The 15,656-nt window shown below is 62.0% G+C and carries 13 protein-coding genes; 1 reads left to right on the forward strand and 12 read right to left on the reverse strand.

Annotated elements, in window-relative coordinates:
- Positions 1 to 91: 91 nt before the first annotated feature.
- Genes RYH70_RS18495 through RYH70_RS18530 form a run of 8 tightly spaced genes read right to left on the reverse strand, consistent with a single transcriptional unit; the run spans position 92 to position 8,140 of the window.
- Positions 92 to 1,444: an SPOR domain-containing protein gene (locus RYH70_RS18495; protein WP_022995176.1), complete on the reverse strand. Its 1,353-nt coding sequence runs from the start codon at positions 1,442 to 1,444 to the stop codon at positions 92 to 94.
- Positions 1,431 to 2,513, reverse strand: a complete 1,083-nt coding sequence (aroB, locus tag RYH70_RS18500) for a 3-dehydroquinate synthase (RefSeq protein ID WP_022995175.1) — start codon at positions 2,511 to 2,513, stop codon at positions 1,431 to 1,433. Before aroB ends, RYH70_RS18495 begins: the two co-directional genes overlap by 14 nt.
- 50 nt (positions 2,514 to 2,563) lie before the next feature.
- Positions 2,564 to 3,100: a shikimate kinase AroK gene (gene aroK, locus RYH70_RS18505; protein WP_026948240.1), complete on the reverse strand. Its 537-nt coding sequence runs from the start codon at positions 3,098 to 3,100 to the stop codon at positions 2,564 to 2,566.
- Positions 3,097 to 5,247, reverse strand: coding sequence for a type IV pilus secretin PilQ (gene pilQ / locus RYH70_RS18510; protein WP_022995173.1), 2,151 nt, complete (start codon positions 5,245 to 5,247; stop codon positions 3,097 to 3,099). Before pilQ ends, aroK begins: the two co-directional genes overlap by 4 nt.
- A 20-nt stretch (positions 5,248 to 5,267) precedes the next feature.
- Positions 5,268 to 5,801: a pilus assembly protein PilP gene (locus tag RYH70_RS18515; protein WP_022995172.1), complete on the reverse strand. Its 534-nt coding sequence runs from the start codon at positions 5,799 to 5,801 to the stop codon at positions 5,268 to 5,270.
- A gap of 17 nt (positions 5,802 to 5,818) precedes the next feature.
- Positions 5,819 to 6,505, reverse strand: a complete 687-nt coding sequence (gene pilO, locus RYH70_RS18520) for a type IV pilus inner membrane component PilO (RefSeq protein WP_022995171.1) — start codon at positions 6,503 to 6,505, stop codon at positions 5,819 to 5,821.
- Complete coding sequence (locus RYH70_RS18525) at positions 6,492 to 7,076, reverse strand: PilN domain-containing protein (RefSeq protein ID WP_022995170.1); 585 nt, start codon at positions 7,074 to 7,076, stop codon at positions 6,492 to 6,494. Before RYH70_RS18525 ends, pilO begins: the two co-directional genes overlap by 14 nt.
- The gene (locus RYH70_RS18530) at positions 7,073 to 8,140 is read right to left on the reverse strand and encodes a pilus assembly protein PilM (protein WP_026948241.1); all 1,068 of its coding nucleotides are present in this window, start codon (positions 8,138 to 8,140) and stop codon (positions 7,073 to 7,075) included. The genes RYH70_RS18525 and RYH70_RS18530 overlap by 4 nt, the downstream gene beginning before the upstream one ends.
- Positions 8,141 to 8,474: 334 nt before the next feature.
- On the opposite strand from RYH70_RS18530, the gene RYH70_RS18535 reads away from it, so the two are divergent.
- Positions 8,475 to 11,000, forward strand: coding sequence for a penicillin-binding protein 1A (locus RYH70_RS18535; RefSeq protein ID WP_317009488.1), 2,526 nt, complete (start codon positions 8,475 to 8,477; stop codon positions 10,998 to 11,000).
- Between the two features lie 30 nt (positions 11,001 to 11,030).
- On the opposite strand, the gene RYH70_RS18540 is transcribed toward RYH70_RS18535, so the two are convergent.
- From RYH70_RS18540 to rpmE, 4 genes are all read right to left on the reverse strand, one after another.
- On the reverse strand, positions 11,031 to 12,326 hold the full coding sequence (locus tag RYH70_RS18540) for a DKNYY domain-containing protein (RefSeq protein WP_317009489.1): 1,296 nt from the start codon (positions 12,324 to 12,326) through the stop codon (positions 11,031 to 11,033).
- A complete protein-coding gene (locus tag RYH70_RS18545) occupies positions 12,323 to 13,720 on the reverse strand; it encodes a DKNYY domain-containing protein (RefSeq protein ID WP_317009490.1) in 1,398 nt (465 codons plus the stop codon). Before RYH70_RS18545 ends, RYH70_RS18540 begins: the two co-directional genes overlap by 4 nt.
- 176 nt (positions 13,721 to 13,896) lie before the next feature.
- Positions 13,897 to 15,171, reverse strand: a complete 1,275-nt coding sequence (locus RYH70_RS18550) for a malic enzyme-like NAD(P)-binding protein (RefSeq protein WP_022995165.1) — start codon at positions 15,169 to 15,171, stop codon at positions 13,897 to 13,899.
- Positions 15,172 to 15,363: 192 nt separating this feature from the next.
- The gene (gene rpmE / locus RYH70_RS18555) at positions 15,364 to 15,582 is read right to left on the reverse strand and encodes a 50S ribosomal protein L31 (RefSeq protein ID WP_022995164.1); all 219 of its coding nucleotides are present in this window, start codon (positions 15,580 to 15,582) and stop codon (positions 15,364 to 15,366) included.
- Positions 15,583 to 15,656: the final 74 nt, after the last annotated feature.

The following is a 15,656-nucleotide window of genomic DNA, read 5'->3' on the forward strand; positions in this document are numbered from 1 at the left end:
TACACATTGAGGGGGTAGCCGACAAACACCACCGCACAGAGCCGATCCCGGCCCCGAAGGCGCCGGAGCCCGCGGGCCCCGGCGGATTATGTCATTGCAGTTCTTTTCGTATCGACGCCATGCTGCGCGGGAAAGGTCCCGCTTTACGCAGTTGCTCGGGCAGGCCGTCACGGGCCTGCACCGCCGCGTCGCGGCTGGCGTAAGGGCCGGCCAGCACCACATATACCGTCTCCTCACCCCTGCGGGCAGGGTAGTAGGCGCCCTTGCGGTCCAATACGTCAAGTACGCTGTGGGCTCCGTCCTCGCGACCGGTGGCGGTCACTTGCAGGAACCACTCGCTGTCCGGGCGGGACGCCAGCCAGCCATCATGGTGATAGCCGTCATTGCTGGCCGTCGGGCGCGGCTTGGGAGCGGGTTTGGAAGCAGCGGCTGGCGCGGCGCCCGCGTCCGGCTCGCTGACCGGATCCGCGGTCCGCGGCGCCTCCTGGTTCTGGCGCGGCTCGCCCGGCGGCTCTTCCTTGCTCTTGAATTCCCTGGCGTTATCCGCGTAGGACGCCAAGGCCTCACGGGTGCGCTCGGGGTCACGGATCGCCGGCAACGACGGCGACTCATTGGATGCCGGAGCAGTCTCCTCGGCCGGTTCCTCCGGGGTGGCCGGCGGCTTGGGCAGGTCCAGGGCCACGGATTGCGATGGCCGCGGTTCGTCATCGCCGCCGCTGGCCAGCCACAACACCAGGACCACCAGCACCAGCGCGCCCACCGCCAGCACGTGACGCCAGGGCAATGGCCGCCGAGCAGCATTAGTGCCGTCGGCGAGCGGCGCCGAAGCCACGTCGCCGCGCTCATCCAGCAACGCCAACAGCGAACCGGGCTGCCCTTCACTCCGCGCCAGCAGGCTTTCCGCCTCGTCATCACTCAGGGTAACGCCATAGACTTCATCGGCAAACGCCACCACCTCTGCTTCATCCAGAGGCGGCAGGCCAAGGGTGTCCGCCACCGCCAGGCCAGCATTGGCGACCCGCCCGGCGGCACCGGGATAGCCGCCGAACAAATAGGCCAGACGGCCTCCGAGCTTTTCCTTCAACGCCGCCATGGTCGCCAGGGCCGCCTCATCGGCGCGGTCGGCGTTGTCCACCACGATCACCAGCCGGGTGTCCGCCAACGCTTGCTTGAGAGCGTCCGCCAGCCCTTCGCGATCCACGCCGAAGTGGGTCAGCATGGCCTCCACCGGCGCGTTGGCGTCCAGTTCATCGTCGCCGTCCAGGCGGATCACCTCGAAATCATCCACCAGGGCCATGCACACCATGCCCAACAGGGTGGATACCCCACTGCCATGCTCGCCTTCCAGCACCACGGTGCTGCCTTCGTGAGCGTAGCCGTTCAGCGCGTCGAGCAGATCGCCCCGTTCCGCGCCTTCGTAAAAGTACTCGTCATCCCTTATCACAAAAGGCCTCAAGCGTTCGCGTCAGTGCATTGGGGTGGTATTCCCCTGTGACCAGAGCCTCGCCGATTCGTTTCAGCAATACCAGGCGCAGGCGTCCATTACGGACTTTCTTGTCCAGGGCCATCAAATCGGAGAAATCCGCCGTCGTCATCCCCTCGGGGGCCGTTACCGGCAGCCCCCAGGGCGACAGACTGCCGGCCACCCGGGCCACATCGTCATTGCTGAGCCAGCCCAGCTCCCGGGACATGCGGGCCGCCATCACCATGCCCGCGGCCACTGCCTCACCGTGCAGCCACTGGCGATAACCGGTAAAGGTTTCCATGGCATGGCCGAAAGTATGCCCCAGATTGAGCAGAGCGCGGTTGCCCTGTTCGGTTTCATCGGCGGCCACCACCTCCGCCTTGTTGCGGCAACTGCGCAGGATCGCCTCGGTAAGGGCGGCATCATCACGCCGCTGCAGATCGGAACGGTGCTGTTCCAGCCAGTCGAAGAATCGCGGATCCCGAATCAGACCGTACTTGATCACTTCCGCCATGCCCGCGGCGAACTCCCGCTCCGGCAAGGTATCCAGCACACGAATATCGATAATCACCGAACGGGGCTGATGAAAGGCGCCGATCATGTTCTTGCCACGGGGGTGATTCACCGCGGTCTTTCCGCCCACCGAGGAATCCACCTGAGCCAGCAGTGTGGTCGGCACCTGAATGAAATCCACGCCGCGCTGGAAACAGGCGGCGGCGAAGCCCACCATGTCCCCGACCACGCCACCGCCCAGGGCGACCAGGGTGGTGGTGCGCGAGTGCCGCTTCTCCATCAGCGCGTCAAAGATACGCTCCAGGGTCGCCAGGGTCTTGTACTGCTCACCATCCGGCAGGATCACGGTGTCGCATTGCAGATCGCCGAGAGACGCGGTGACCCGCTCAAGATACCGGGGCGCGATGGTTTCGTTGGTCACCACCATGACCTGATTGCCACGGATGCGCTCGCGGATCAACGAAGTGGACAACAAATCGGGGCCGATGTGGATCGGGTAACTGCGTTCGGCCAGTGCCACGTCAAGCGTCTGCATAGTGTCTCCGGACAGGGAAGGGAGCGCCGGAGCCGTCCGGCGTTGAAGCATTATCGGATGGGGAAATCGGCCAGACAACCGAGGATCTGATCGGATACCTTTTTCAGGTTGCTGGAAGCGGTGGAAACCACGTGGTGCGCCACTTCCCGGTAGAGCGGGTCGCGCTGCTCGAACAACCTGGCGAGACGGGCCTTGGGATTGCCGGTCTGCAACAGGGGGCGGTTGCGGTCGTTACGGGTACGGGCCAGTTGCACTTCCACTGGCGTCCATAGATAGACCACGCAGCCGCGATCGTGCAGGTGGCGCCTATTCTCTTCGGCCATCACCGCGCCGCCTCCGGTGGCCAGCACGATGCCGGGCAGCGCGCTCAGCTCGTCGATGACCTCGCTTTCACGTCGACGAAAACCTTCCTCCCCTTCCACATCGAAGATCCATGGGATATCGGCACCGGTCTTCTCCTCGATAACGCGGTCCGAGTCATAGAAAGGGCGATCCAATAACTGTGCCAGGTGGCGCCCCAGGGTGCTTTTACCTGCCCCCATGGGGCCCACCAAAAAAAGAGAGGGAGTATTTTCTCTATCGTTCACCGACGGGCCATTGTCTCTTTTACCAAGCGTGGCGTGATGAATATCAGCAATTCCTGCTTGCTGTCACGCTTCACTTTCTTGCGGAACAGGGCTCCCAACCAGGGAATATCACCCAGGAAGGGGGTTTTGATCAGGGAGTTTATCTGTTCCTGCTGGAAAATGCCGCCCAAAACCACGGTTTCGCCGTCATTCACCAACACCGTGGTCTCAACCCGGTTGGTGCTGATGGTGGGGTTGTCCAGATCCGAGCCCAGGGCATCGTTATTGACCTTGAGCTGCATGATCACGTCCCCTTCCGGGGTCACCTGCGGCGTCACTTCCAAGCGCAACTCCGCCTCGATGAACTCCACCGCGGTGGCGCCGGAGGAGGTGGCCACGTTGAACGGGATCTGCTGACCGGAGGCGATCACCGCCGGCTGCTGATCTGCGGTGAGCACCTTGGGCGTGGCCACCAGCTCCCCCCTCCCCTCGGATTCCAGCGCCGACAGCTCCAGCTCGATCAGTCCGGAGCTCAGAGAGGTAAAACCAATGGCGAAACGGGTGGCATCGGCGGAATCCACTCCCATGTCGACGATCATGTCGTTATTGGTGTCCTCGTCGAATTCCTCCATTTCCCCCAGGGAGCCGTCGTCATCACGGTCAACGTTGGCGTAATGCAGCTCCCGCAAGGAGGTGAGGCGGCCGGAAATCGCCATGGAACGGCCATCATTGGCGAGAGAATTGCCGTCGTAACCGAGACCGCCCCAACGAACCCCGAACTCATCGGACAGATCGGTGGTGGCCACCACCACCCGCGCCTCGATCAGCACCTGCTGGACCGGAATGTCCAGTTGCTGGATCAGATCACGAATCTCCTGCAGCTTGGCCACGGTGTCCTGGATGATCAGGGTATTGGTGCGCTGGTCCACGGATACCGAACCGCGCTCGCTGATCAGCGCGGTGGCGCCGCTTTCCCCGGTAATCAGCGTCTTCAGTTCCTCCGCGCGAGCGTAATTGATGCTGATGAACTCCGTGCGCAGCGGCGCCAGTGAGGCGATCTTCTTCTGGCTTTCCAGCTCCAGCTGTTCGCGCGCGGCGATCTCGTCCGCCGGCGCCACCAGCAGCACATTGCCCACCTTGCGTTTATCCAGCCCCTTGGTCTTGAGAATCAGGTCCAGAGCCTGATCCCAGGGCACGCTCTGCAGCCGCAAAGTAATCTTGCCCGTCACCGTATCGGAAGCCACCAGGTTCAGCTCAGTGAAATCGGCGATCAACTGCAGCACCGAACGCACCTCGATGTCCTGGAAGTTCAGTGACAGCTTTTCACCGGTGTACTTGAAGGACTCACGCTTCTTGCGTTCCGCTTCGCCGCGGGTCAGCGGCTTGATATTGATGCTGAACTCGTTGTCCGCCTGATAGGCCAGATATTCCCAGGTGCCAGTGGGTTCGATGGTGATCACCGTGCTGCCGTCATCGCTGCGGGTTTCCACATACTGTACCGGCGTGGCGAAATCGGTGACGTCGAGACGGCGCACCAGTTCATTGCCAACCCCGGCGCCCACGAAGCGCGCCTGGATACGGCCGCCTTCTTCCTTCACGTCCACCGGGATGGACGGTTTCGACAGTGTCACCACGACACGGCCTTCGCCGTCACTGCCGCGGCGAAAATCGATGTTGCGAATGCTCTCCTGCACGCCCCGCGGCGGCGCGGCGGCGGCTTCCTGATCCGCCCTGGCCGGATCACCGGCCGGCGCACGATCGCGGCCGAGCACCACCACCAGCTCCTGCCCTTCCACTTCGGTGCTGTAACCGGTCAGTTGATCCAGATTGAAGATCAGCCGGGTGCGATTCTTCGCCTCCACCACGGTGACACTGCGGGCATTGCCGGTGCCCAGATTGTGTTGGCGGGTTTTCAGGGCGCTGTCCGCGCCCACCAGGTCGAGAGCGATGCGGGCCGGGCGTTCGATGCTGTAGCCCTTCACCTCCGGCGCGGCGCCATCAAAGCGCACTCTCACTTCCATGCCGTCCCCCGGCAGCATGTTGGCGTCGAGGGCGGTAATGGTGGCCGCCGACGCCAGCGAGGCGGTGCAGCAAGCCAGCAGCGCCAGCACCCGGATTCCCCAGCGCCGGGGAGCGAATCGGTTTTTTATTGCATTGCAGATCTTCATAACAGGCTTCCCCAGCAACATTATTCGGCGATGGAAACGGCGCGGGACCGCTCCACCCAGCCGTCGTGGCCGTCAGGCACGATTTCCACCAACGACACTTCGTTATCGCGAACGGCCACCACCCGGCCGAAATTTTTCCCCAAGTAACTGCCCACCCGGACCCGGGTCACGGCCCCGGCGGGATCCTCCATCAATGCCTCCAGCGCCTTGCCGGGTTTGGTAATGGTGCCCACCATGCGCAGCGCATCCAGACTGAAACGCTCCAGGTATTCCCGTGGACGGCTCATATCCGGCTCGACCTTGCGCCCTTCCGGCACCTTCACCAGTTCCTGCTCCACCGGCGGCGAAAACGGCGGCCGCAGCTTGTGCGCGCCGTAGGTAAAGGTGGCAATGGGCTTGAACTCCGGCGGCGGCTCGATGCGTCCGCGTGGCCGGGCTTTGATTTCCTCGAGACGGGCATCCAACTGGCCGATATCGGCGCCGGCGGTGCAACCCCCGAGAGACAATAGCGCCGCCAGCAGACACGGTGCGGCGGCTAAATTACGCGCTTTCATGATTCCCCCCTTACGCGCTAGGAACGGCCGTTCCTGCTTGTCTTTTTACCGGCCACCTTCTTGCCCCCGTCATCGTCGCCGTCGCTGGCGGCGTAGCGATAGGTCTTGGCGGTGATCGCCAGATTCAGCAAGCCGCCACTCTCCTCCTTGCTGCCCGGCTCCACCTTGAAATCGTGCAAGGTCACGATCCGCGGCAGCGCCGACACGCCGGAGACAAACGCCCCGAATCCGTGGTAATCCCCGGTCACCCGGATATCGATGGGCAATTCCGCGTAGAACTCCTTCTGCACTTCATCCTTGAGCTCGATCACCTCGAACTCGAGACCGCTGCTCAAGCCGGTATGGGTAATGTCCTCCAGCAAACCGGGCACCTCGGTGTCGCGCGGCAGCTGGTTTTTCAGGGTATCGAAGTTCTCTTCCAGCTCGACCAGCTGCTGCCGGTACTGCTCCAGATTGTGGGCGCTGAACGCCTTCTTTTCGAAGCTGGTGAGCAAGCTTCGCTCCTCCCGCTCCAGACGCTCGTGCTGGGCTTTCAGATCCTTGATCGACAGCAGATACCCCAACAGCAGCACGGCCGCGAACACCAGCACGGCGGCACCGATCTTGATCGGCAGCGGCCAGCCGCCAATGTTCTCGAAATCCAGACTGTTGATTTCGTCGATCAGCTCACGAACGTCGAGATTCTTCAGGTCAGAGGCTTTCATCGTTATTCTCCCCCTCATCCCCCTCACGATCCGGGCGCCCCTGCTTCACGGTCAGGGTGAACTGGTTCGCCTGCTGGCTGCCTTCCAGGGCGGTGACGTTGATCAGGTTGGGCTCGACGAACCAGTCGGAGCCGTCCAGATTCCGCATCAGCCGCGATACCCGGTTGTTGGATTCGGCCACGCCTTTGATGGTGAAGACGTTACCGGTGCGCTCCACCGAGCTGTAGTAGACGCCGTCCGGCAAGGTGCGGACCAGTTGATCAAAAACGTAGACGATGGTGGGCCGGTTGCCTTGCAATTCCTGGATCACCTTCATCCGCGCCACCAGTTCCGCGCGACGTGTCTCCAGTTCCTTGATTTCCTTGATCTGTTCATCGAGCTTGGCGATTTCGGCCTGGATATGACTGTTGCGGGTCTGCTGATCGGCAATGCGATCCTCCATCATCCCTTTCCACATCCAGAACAGCAGGCCCGCCAGCAAGGCGGCGAAAATCAGCAAGGCGACGAATTCCTGCTGGCGCTGTTTGCGGCGCGCCTCCCGCCAGGGAAGCAGGTTAATGCTGGTGCTCATAGTTCAAAGCTCCTCAGCGCCAGGCCGCAGGCGATCATCATCGCCGGGGCGTCGTTGGCCAGGGCCCGGACATTGACCTTGCCGGCCTTGCTCATACCGGCGAAGGGATCGGCCAGGGAACACCCGGCACCCACCTTGTCCTGGATCAGCGCCGGCAATCCGGTGATGGAAGCCGAACCGCCAGCCAGCAGGATGTAATCCACCTGATTGAACTGGGTGGATCCATAGAAGAACTGCAGGGACCGGTTGATCTGCTGGACGATGGCGTCCTTGAACGGCTGCAGCACCTCGCTCTCATAGTCCTCCGGCAATTCACCGGTTTTCTTCGCCAGCCCGGCCTCCTCCATGGAGATGCCGTAACGGCGCTGAATTTCCTCGGTGAGCTGCTTGCCGCCGAACAGTTGCTCGCGGGTATAGACGCTGCGCCCCTGATGGAACACATTGAGAGTGGTCATGGTGGCGCCGATATCGAACACCGCCACCGTTTCCAGTTCATCGGCGTTGGGCAGGGTCGGCGCCACCAGTTGGAAGGCCCGCTCCATGGCGTAGGCCTCCACGTCCACCACCTTGGCCTGAAGGTTACCGATCTCCAGAGCATCGGCGCGCATCTCCACATTTTCCGTGCGCGACGCCACCACCAGAACTTCCACCCGGTCGGGCGTATCCTCGGTGGCGCCGAGCACCTGAAAATCCATGCGCACTTCATCCAGCGGGAATGGAATGTACTGGTCCGCCTCCACCCGCAATTGCGTTTCCATATCGTCCTCGCTGAGCGAGGCGTCCATTTCGATCACCTTGGTGATGGTGGCGGAGCCCGGCACCGCCACGGCGGCGGCCTTGACCCCGGGACGGGCCCGGGCGACCACCCGGGCGATCACGTCCCCGACCCCTTCCACATCGGTGATGTTTTTTTCCACCACGGTATTGGCCGTGAGCGGCTCGACGGCGTAGCTCTCGACCTTGAAGCGCCCCCCGGACCTGGATAGCTCCAGCAGCTTCACGGCGGTGGAACTGATATCGACCCCCAGCATGGCTTGGGCCTTTTTTCTTAGAAAAGGCAGCACAGTCTTTCGCCCCAAGAGAGTAGATTGGAAGTACTTTTTTACCCAGAAAAAGATATACTTACGTAGTTCTTATGCTGTACAACATGAGAAATTAGTAGTAGCAGAAAGGTTATTAGATCACAACAACCTTTACGCCGTATAATGACGTGCTTCACGGCTGGATGCTGTTCCCGCGCATAAACCGTCCCAGGTGACTTGGCCCGGACCGCCGAGGACATGCTCTAAGCCTTTATTCTGAATCCACATCAATTGCCACTATATGCAATCTGCCGTCCGCTGGATCCGCCCTCTCCTCCTCCTCGCCTTTGCCGCCGTCTGTGGCGCCGTCCTGGTCATGGCCGGCTCCTATCTGTACCTGGCGCCGCAACTGCCTGATGCCATTGGCATTCGCGAGGTCGAGTACCAGACGCCGCTGCGTATCTACAGCAGTGACGAGAAACTCATGGCCGAGTACGGCGAGAAGCGTCGCGAGCCGGTCACCTTCGACCATCTGCCACCGCTGTTCGTCCAGGCGGTACTGGCGGCCGAAGACGAGCGCTTCTTCCGCCATGCCGGGGTGGATGTGAAAGGGCTGGCCCGGGCCGCGGTGGAGTTGATCCGTTATCGCGAGATCCGCTCCGGCGGTTCCACCATCACCATGCAGGTGGCGCGCAACTTCTTTCTCGACCGGGAACAACGCTTCCTGCGCAAGTTCAACGAGATCGTGCTGGCCATGCAGATCGAGCACATCCTGACCAAGGAACAAATCCTCGAGCTGTATCTCAACAAGATCTATCTGGGCCACCGCTCCTACGGCGCCCAGGCCGCGGCCAAGGTTTACTACGGCAAGGACATCGGCGAACTGACCCTGCCGCAGTGGGCGATGATCGCCGGCCTGCCGAAGGCGCCTTCCGCCTACAACCCGATCACCAACCCGGAGCGGGCGGTCCAGCGCCGCAACTGGATTCTCGGCCGCATGCACGAAACCGGCGCCATTACCGAGGAACAAATGGAACAAGCCCGGCGGGCACCGGTGACCGCCCGCTATCACACTTCACGACCTGAAGTGGAAGGCGCCTATGTGGCGGAGATGGCGCGCCTGGCGGTGGCCGATATCATCCCCGGGGACCTCTACACCCAGGGTTTACGGGTTATCACCACGGTCGACAGCAAACGCCAGGAAGCGGCGGTGCGCGCCCTGCGTGAGGGCCTGCACGAATACGATGAGCGCCACGGCTATCGCGGTCCGCTGGCCGAGGTGGACACCGGCGCTCTGCCGAAGCTGGCCTGGCCCCAAGGCGACGATGCGGAAGCCGCCCCCGAGGATGAGGCACCACAGCCGGAGCTGGCCCGACCGGAGGAGGAAGATCAGGAAAGCCTGAGCAACGATGTGGTCGCCTGGCTCGATACCTTCAAGGACCAGCCCGCGTATGGGCCGCTGCGCACGGCCATCGTCACCGAGATACGGGAAGACGCCGCGGCGGTACTGCTGGGCGACGGCAAACAGGCCGTGGTGGCCTGGAAGGATATCAGTTGGGCCCGCCCGGCATTGCGCAAGGGCTATGTTGGGGAAAAACCGAAACAGGTCGCCGATGTCCTCAAAGTCGGCAATGTCATCTACCTGCGCCCGGTGGATGACAAGAGCGGCGCCCACTGGCGCTTGGCGCAACTGCCCCAGGCGCAATCCGCGCTGGTGTCGCTGGATCCGGAAACCGGCGCCCTGCAGGCATTGCAGGGCGGCTACAGCTTCGCCGCCTCCAACTTCAACCGGGCGATGCAGGGCCAGCGTCAGGCGGGTTCCGTATTCAAGCCGTTTGTTTATACCGCCGCACTGGAAAACGGCTTCACCCCGGCCACCATTATCAATGACGCCCCGGTGGTCTATGACAGTTCCGAACTGGGCAAGGCCTGGCGGCCGAAAGGCTCCAGCGGCCGCTTCTACGGCCCAACCCGCATGCGTGAGGCGCTGTACCGTTCTCTCAACCTGGTGTCCATCCGCATTCTCCGCCAGGTGGGCATCCAGCAGACCATGGAGACCCTGAAGGAATTCGGTCTGCCCTATGACCGTTTCCAGAGGGATCTGTCCCTGGCCCTGGGCAGCGGCTCGCTGACGCCGCTGGAGCTGGCCACCGCTTACGCCATGTTCGCCAACGGTGGCTACCGGGTGACCCCCTGGTACATTGATCGCATCGAGGACCGCGACGGCCATGTGCTGTGGCGCGCGCCGGAAGTACTGCGGTGCGACCTGCCCTGCGCCGATGAACGGGCCCGAATCGCCACCGAGGAAGCAGCCTGGGAACAGCGCGAGCAGTTGCCCACGCTATTGGAACGTGAGGAAGTCAGTCTCGGCGACAGCAACCGCGATGAGCAACCTCCGGAAACACTGCAGCCGCCGCCGGTGCTGGCGCCCCGCACTCTGGATCCGGAAGTGGCCTGGCTGATGAATTCCATGTTGCAGGACGTGATCAAGCGCGGCACCGGCCGCCAGGCAAGCTCCCTGGGCCGCAAGGATCTGGCCGGCAAGACCGGCACCACCAACAATCACGTGGACGCCTGGTTCTCCGGCTATGCGCCGAGTCTGGTGACCACTGTGTGGGTGGGACTGGACACGCCGACATCCCTGGGCTGGGGTGAATACGGCGGCCGTGCCGCCCTGCCAATCTGGATCAGCTACATGGGCAAGGCTCTGGAAGGCGTCCCGGAAACCACCCTGCGCCAGCCACCGGGTATTGTCTCGGTCCGTATTGATCCGAAGAGCGGCCTGGTCGCGCGGTCCGGCAACAGCAATGCCATCTTCGAGTATTTCCGCGAAGATGAAGTGCCAGAACAGGAAAGCCCCTATAACGGCGGCCGTGGCGGCAGCCCGGAACAGATTTTCTGATCCGTTCCCGGTTGCTGGATCAATCGCGGCTCACGAGCCGCGATTGATTATCCATTTCACCATACCTTTCAGATCATTGAAGAAACTCGAGCGGTTCGGGGACTCCGTGTAGGCACCACAGCGGCCATCATGTCGCAAGTGGCGCAACTCGCCGCTCCCATCGAAGCCCATCAACGCCGCCCGGTAGGGCGCTGCTCCCTTGTAATCCGGGTGGAAAAAACGCTGTCCACCGGCATCGTACACGCCGCCACGCAGCGCGGAACCCGACCGGCGGTAGCGCGCCTTTTCGATAAAACGGAACTTGTCGGGATCGACGTCCGGCACTACCGCCAGGCCACTGCTCCAACCCTGCAGCCCGCGCCCTCCGCCTCGGCTTTGCCGGTTCCAGTCCCATTCCACCCAGGCGTAATACAGATGCCGGTCATCCCGATAGAGCCCTTGCGCCAGGGTTTCCAAGGGCGCACTGGAATCACGCCGGCACAACATCTTCAATTCATTGGTAAAGGGTTGATGGAAATAAAAGGTATCGCCTTCATGAAACAGCACATGCCAGCCGAATTCTTTGTCCGCCTGCAGCAATTGCAGCGCACCGGGCGGCAGGGTCCGGCCGGTGTCCGCCACTTGATCGGGTAATGGCTGGTCCTTGAAGAAATAGCGCCGGCCATCGTCGCCGTAGTGGTTACCCCAGGTGTCGCCCTCGACCCTGATCACGGTGAAGTCCGCCGGTTCGGCCCCCTGCACCACCTTTCCCCGGTAATAGACCCGGTTGGCGTCCTTGAGATAGTGAAAGTCCGCCGAAGTCCGTTCGGTCACCGCCACTTCACTCAGCGAGGAAACATCGGCACCGGCGATCCAGTGCCCTTGATAGTACAGACGGGCACCGTCGTCGGCGTAATCGCCGTGGCGGACGCGGACTTTGGCGGCCTCGGCGCCGTCCAGCAGTGTATTCCGGTAGTACACACGCTCACCGGCCCGATAATAATGGCGGCCCAGATAAGCCACGGAATCCGGATTCACTTCCGGCTTACGGTGTCCGTCCACGTAAAAGTGCTCACGGTCCCGGGCCAAACCACTGTAAAAGTAGCCTCTCCCAGTATCGCCGGGCACCGGTTCGAACGTCTCCGGATCAGCCCCCTCGACCCGCTGATGGCCCTCTCCCGCTTGCAGAAACCAGATACCGCCGTCCTCATCATGGCTGTAGCGGCTCACCGGATAATCGGTTCGAGTCACCTCCGGTTCTTCCCCGGGGTCCAGCCACAACATCAGCGAGACCATCAACGCCAGAATTGCCGTAACCCAGGCCAGTCCCTGCCCCCATCTCCTCATTGATGCTCTCCCTTGATTCCTGCCGTCTTTCGCCGCAACAGCCAGCGGATGCCACGAATGACGATCAGCACGATAGCAAGCAGGATAAGAATGTTGCGGGCCCACACAGGAACGTAGTTCCAGTCCGGATTGCGAGTATACGCCAAGCACTCGCGCGCTCTATCCAGCCTCCGTGGCTGTCCTTTTTCAGTCACGCCCCACAGGCCGGCCACATATCCTTCGGATGGATTGAGGAAACGGCGGTCACCGGCCTGATACAGATTCCCGGTCAGGGTTTTGCCTTGCATGCGCAAGCGGCGCTCACCGATCAGGCGCAAATCATCGGGATGCACACCAGGCACTACTTCCAACCCGGTGTACCAACCGCGCAGGCCGCTGGCGTACCGGCCCTTGCGATGATCCAGCGCCGTCCAGGCGTAGTACAGATGCCGGTCATCCCGGTAGAACCCACGCCCGATCCGTTCCAGGGGAGCGCCGGAATCCCTTTGGCACAGGGGCTTCAACTCATTGGCAAAGGGCTGGTGATAAAAGAGTTCCCGGCCCTGATAAAACAGGGCATGCCAACCCAGGAGCTTGTCCGCCAGCAGCAGTTTGAGACTGCCCGGCGGCAGAACCCGATCCGTACCGGCCACCCGCTCCGGCACTGCCTCACTTCCCAGAAAATAGCGCTGACCGTCGTAACCGTAATGGGCATCGTAGATCAGGTTCCGGCTTTGCCCCTCCACGGTGATCAGAGTGAACTGATCCGGGCGCGCGCCCGCCACCACTCGACCCCGGTAATACACCCGGTGACGGTCTTTCAGGTACACGCGCTCCGCCGGCGTCGGCGTTTCCCGCGGGACTTTCGCCAGGGACGCAATGTCCGCGCCCTGGATCCAATGGCCCTGGAAATACAGATGGCGGTCATCATGGGCGTACTCGTTCGGGTACCTTACGGCATTCTGGAATACCCGCAACCGGCCAGGGTCGGCTCCTTGCAGCAGGGCAGTGCCGTAATAGGCCTGATCGCCGGCAACGTAGTAACGCGACTCCAGGTAGCGCACGCTGTCCGGCGCCACACTCGGCATGCGCTGTCCCATCGCATAAAAGTGATCACGGTCCCGGGCCAGGCCGCTGTATTCAACAGGGCCATTGGCATTGGCCGGCAGAGGTTCGAAGCTGCTCGCATCGGCGCCTTCCACCCGTTGATAGCCGTCACCGGGGCGCAGGAACCAGACACCGCCAGCGTCATCGTGGGCGTAGCGGCTGCGGGGATAATTGGTGGGGTCTACTTCGGGGCTATCCTTGGACAGCATCCACCAGATCGCCAGGGCACTGGCTATACTGACCAGCACCGCGATGATGAAACCGGCTTTGCCACCAATGGCTGGCTCAGGTTTGTTGGTATCGTCCAAACACCGCGCTCCATGCGTCTGCCTTTGCCCGACCCAGTATAGTCATGCGGATCGGTTTGCGCGCGGTGGAGAGGGCTTGGGAGGGGGTAAAGCCGGCGCGGCGCGCTAGCCGCCTCCCACGAAGGCCACGAGAACCTGCCGTGGGAGCGGCTGACGCGCCGCGCGATACCCGTCCGTTACAGTTCCGGGAAGATATCGTCCAGGGACTTGAGCGGATAGTGAGACGGGTAGCCTTTGCGGGCGACACCGGAATCCACCGCGGCGCGGGCCACGGCGGCGGAGACCCGGCCCAGCAGGCGCGGATCGTTGGGCTTGGGAATGATGTATTCCGGGCCGAAGCTCAACGGCTCGCCACCATAGGCTTCCAGTACCTCCTGGGGCGGCGCCTCGCGGACCAGCTCGGCGATGGCGTGAACCGCCGCCAGCTTCATGTCCTCGTTGATGGAGGTGGAGCGCACGTCCAGGGCTCCGCGGAACATGTACGGGAAGCACAGGACGTTGTTGACCTGGTTCGGATAGTCGGAGCGGCCGGTGGCGATGATGGCATCGGCACGGGCGGCCTTGGCCACTTCCGGGCGGATTTCCGGGTCCGGGTTGGCCAGCGCGAAAATGATCGGCTTGTCCGCCATCTTCTTCACCATTTCCGGCGTCAGCATATCCGGGCCGGACACACCGATGAACACGTCGGCGCCCTCGATGGCGTCATCCAGAGTGCGCTTGTCGGTGTCGTTGGCCAGCGCCGCTTTATACTGGTTAAGATCATCACGGCGGTTGTGGATCACACCCTTGCGGTCCAATACCAGGATGTTTTCCTTGCGCGCGCCCATTTCGATCAGCAACCGCACGGAAGCAACACCGGCGGCGCCGGCGCCGACGCACACCACCTTGATGTCTCCGATGCGCTTGTTCTGGATTTCCAGCGCGTTGAGCAACCCGGCGCCGACCACGATGGCGGTACCATGCTGGTCGTCATGGAACACCGGCACATCGCAGATTTCCTTGAGTACACGTTCGATCTCGAAGCATTCCGGCGCGCGGATATCTTCCAGGTTGATACCGCCGAAGGTGGTGTGAATACGCACCACGGTATCAATGAACGCCTGCGGATCCTCCGCTTCCACTTCGATATCGAACACATCGATGCCGGCGAACAGCTTGAACAGGATACCCTTGCCTTCCATCACCGGCTTGGAAGCCAGCGCCCCCAGATTGCCCAGTCCCAGGATAGCGGTGCCATCACTGATCACCGCCACCAGGTTGCCTTTGGCGGTAAAACGGTAAGCCAGCTCCGGTTCACGGGCGATTTCACGCACCGGTTCCGCTACGCCGGGACTATAGGCCAGGCTGAGGTCGCGGCTGGTTTTCGCGCTTTTGGTCACCTCGACACTGATCTTCCCTGGGCGTGGTTTGGCATGATAATCCAGGGCCGCCTTCTTGAAATCCTCGGACATGGTGGTCTCCGCTCCCCGAAACGGGCTTTAAAACACTATATTGGCCAAATAAATATCAATCGACGTAAATTTTCATCGATATCAACACTATCGATGCAAAACCGCTATTTATGTAAAACAATGCCGCCGATGAACGTAAAAAGCACCCGAAAGGGTGCTTTTTACAGGTGGAACGCAAAGCAATGAGAACGATCAGTTCTTCTTGGAGCGCAACACACCAAAGCGCTGCTTGAACTTGTCGATCTGACCGCCGCTGTCCGCCTGCTTCTGCTTGCCGGTATAGAACGGGTGGCAGGCGGAGCATACGTCCACGGAAAAATCACCCGCACGGGTGGACCGGGTCTGAATGACGTTTCCGCAGCTGCAGGAAATCGCCACGTCCTGGTATTCAGGATGAATGTCTGCTTTCATAACTGGGCTCCATTGCGTGTCGCTACCCGATCAAGGCCGGGCACCACACTGGCTTACGCCGGGAAAAGTGAACG

Source organism: Alloalcanivorax xenomutans (genome assembly GCF_032810065.1).
GTDB lineage: Bacteria > Pseudomonadota > Gammaproteobacteria > Pseudomonadales > Alcanivoracaceae > Alloalcanivorax > Alloalcanivorax xenomutans.

Coding starts and splice junctions, on each gene's coding strand:
- aroB (WP_022995175.1), bottom strand. CDS start 2,513: ATGCAGACGCTTGACGTGGCACTGGCCGAACGCAGTTACCCGATCCAC.
- pilQ (WP_022995173.1), bottom strand. CDS start 5,247: ATGAAGATCTGCAATGCAATAAAAAACCGATTCGCTCCCCGGCGCTGG.
- RYH70_RS18515 (WP_022995172.1), bottom strand. CDS start 5,801: ATGAAAGCGCGTAATTTAGCCGCCGCACCGTGTCTGCTGGCGGCGCTA.
- pilO (WP_022995171.1), bottom strand. CDS start 6,505: ATGAAAGCCTCTGACCTGAAGAATCTCGACGTTCGTGAGCTGATCGAC.
- RYH70_RS18525 (WP_022995170.1), bottom strand. CDS start 7,076: ATGAGCACCAGCATTAACCTGCTTCCCTGGCGGGAGGCGCGCCGCAAA.
- RYH70_RS18535 (WP_317009488.1), top strand. CDS start 8,475: ATGGCCGGCTCCTATCTGTACCTGGCGCCGCAACTGCCTGATGCCATT.
- RYH70_RS18540 (WP_317009489.1), bottom strand. CDS start 12,326: ATGAGGAGATGGGGGCAGGGACTGGCCTGGGTTACGGCAATTCTGGCG.
- RYH70_RS18550 (WP_022995165.1), bottom strand. CDS start 15,171: ATGTCCGAGGATTTCAAGAAGGCGGCCCTGGATTATCATGCCAAACCA.
- rpmE (WP_022995164.1), bottom strand. CDS start 15,582: ATGAAAGCAGACATTCATCCTGAATACCAGGACGTGGCGATTTCCTGC.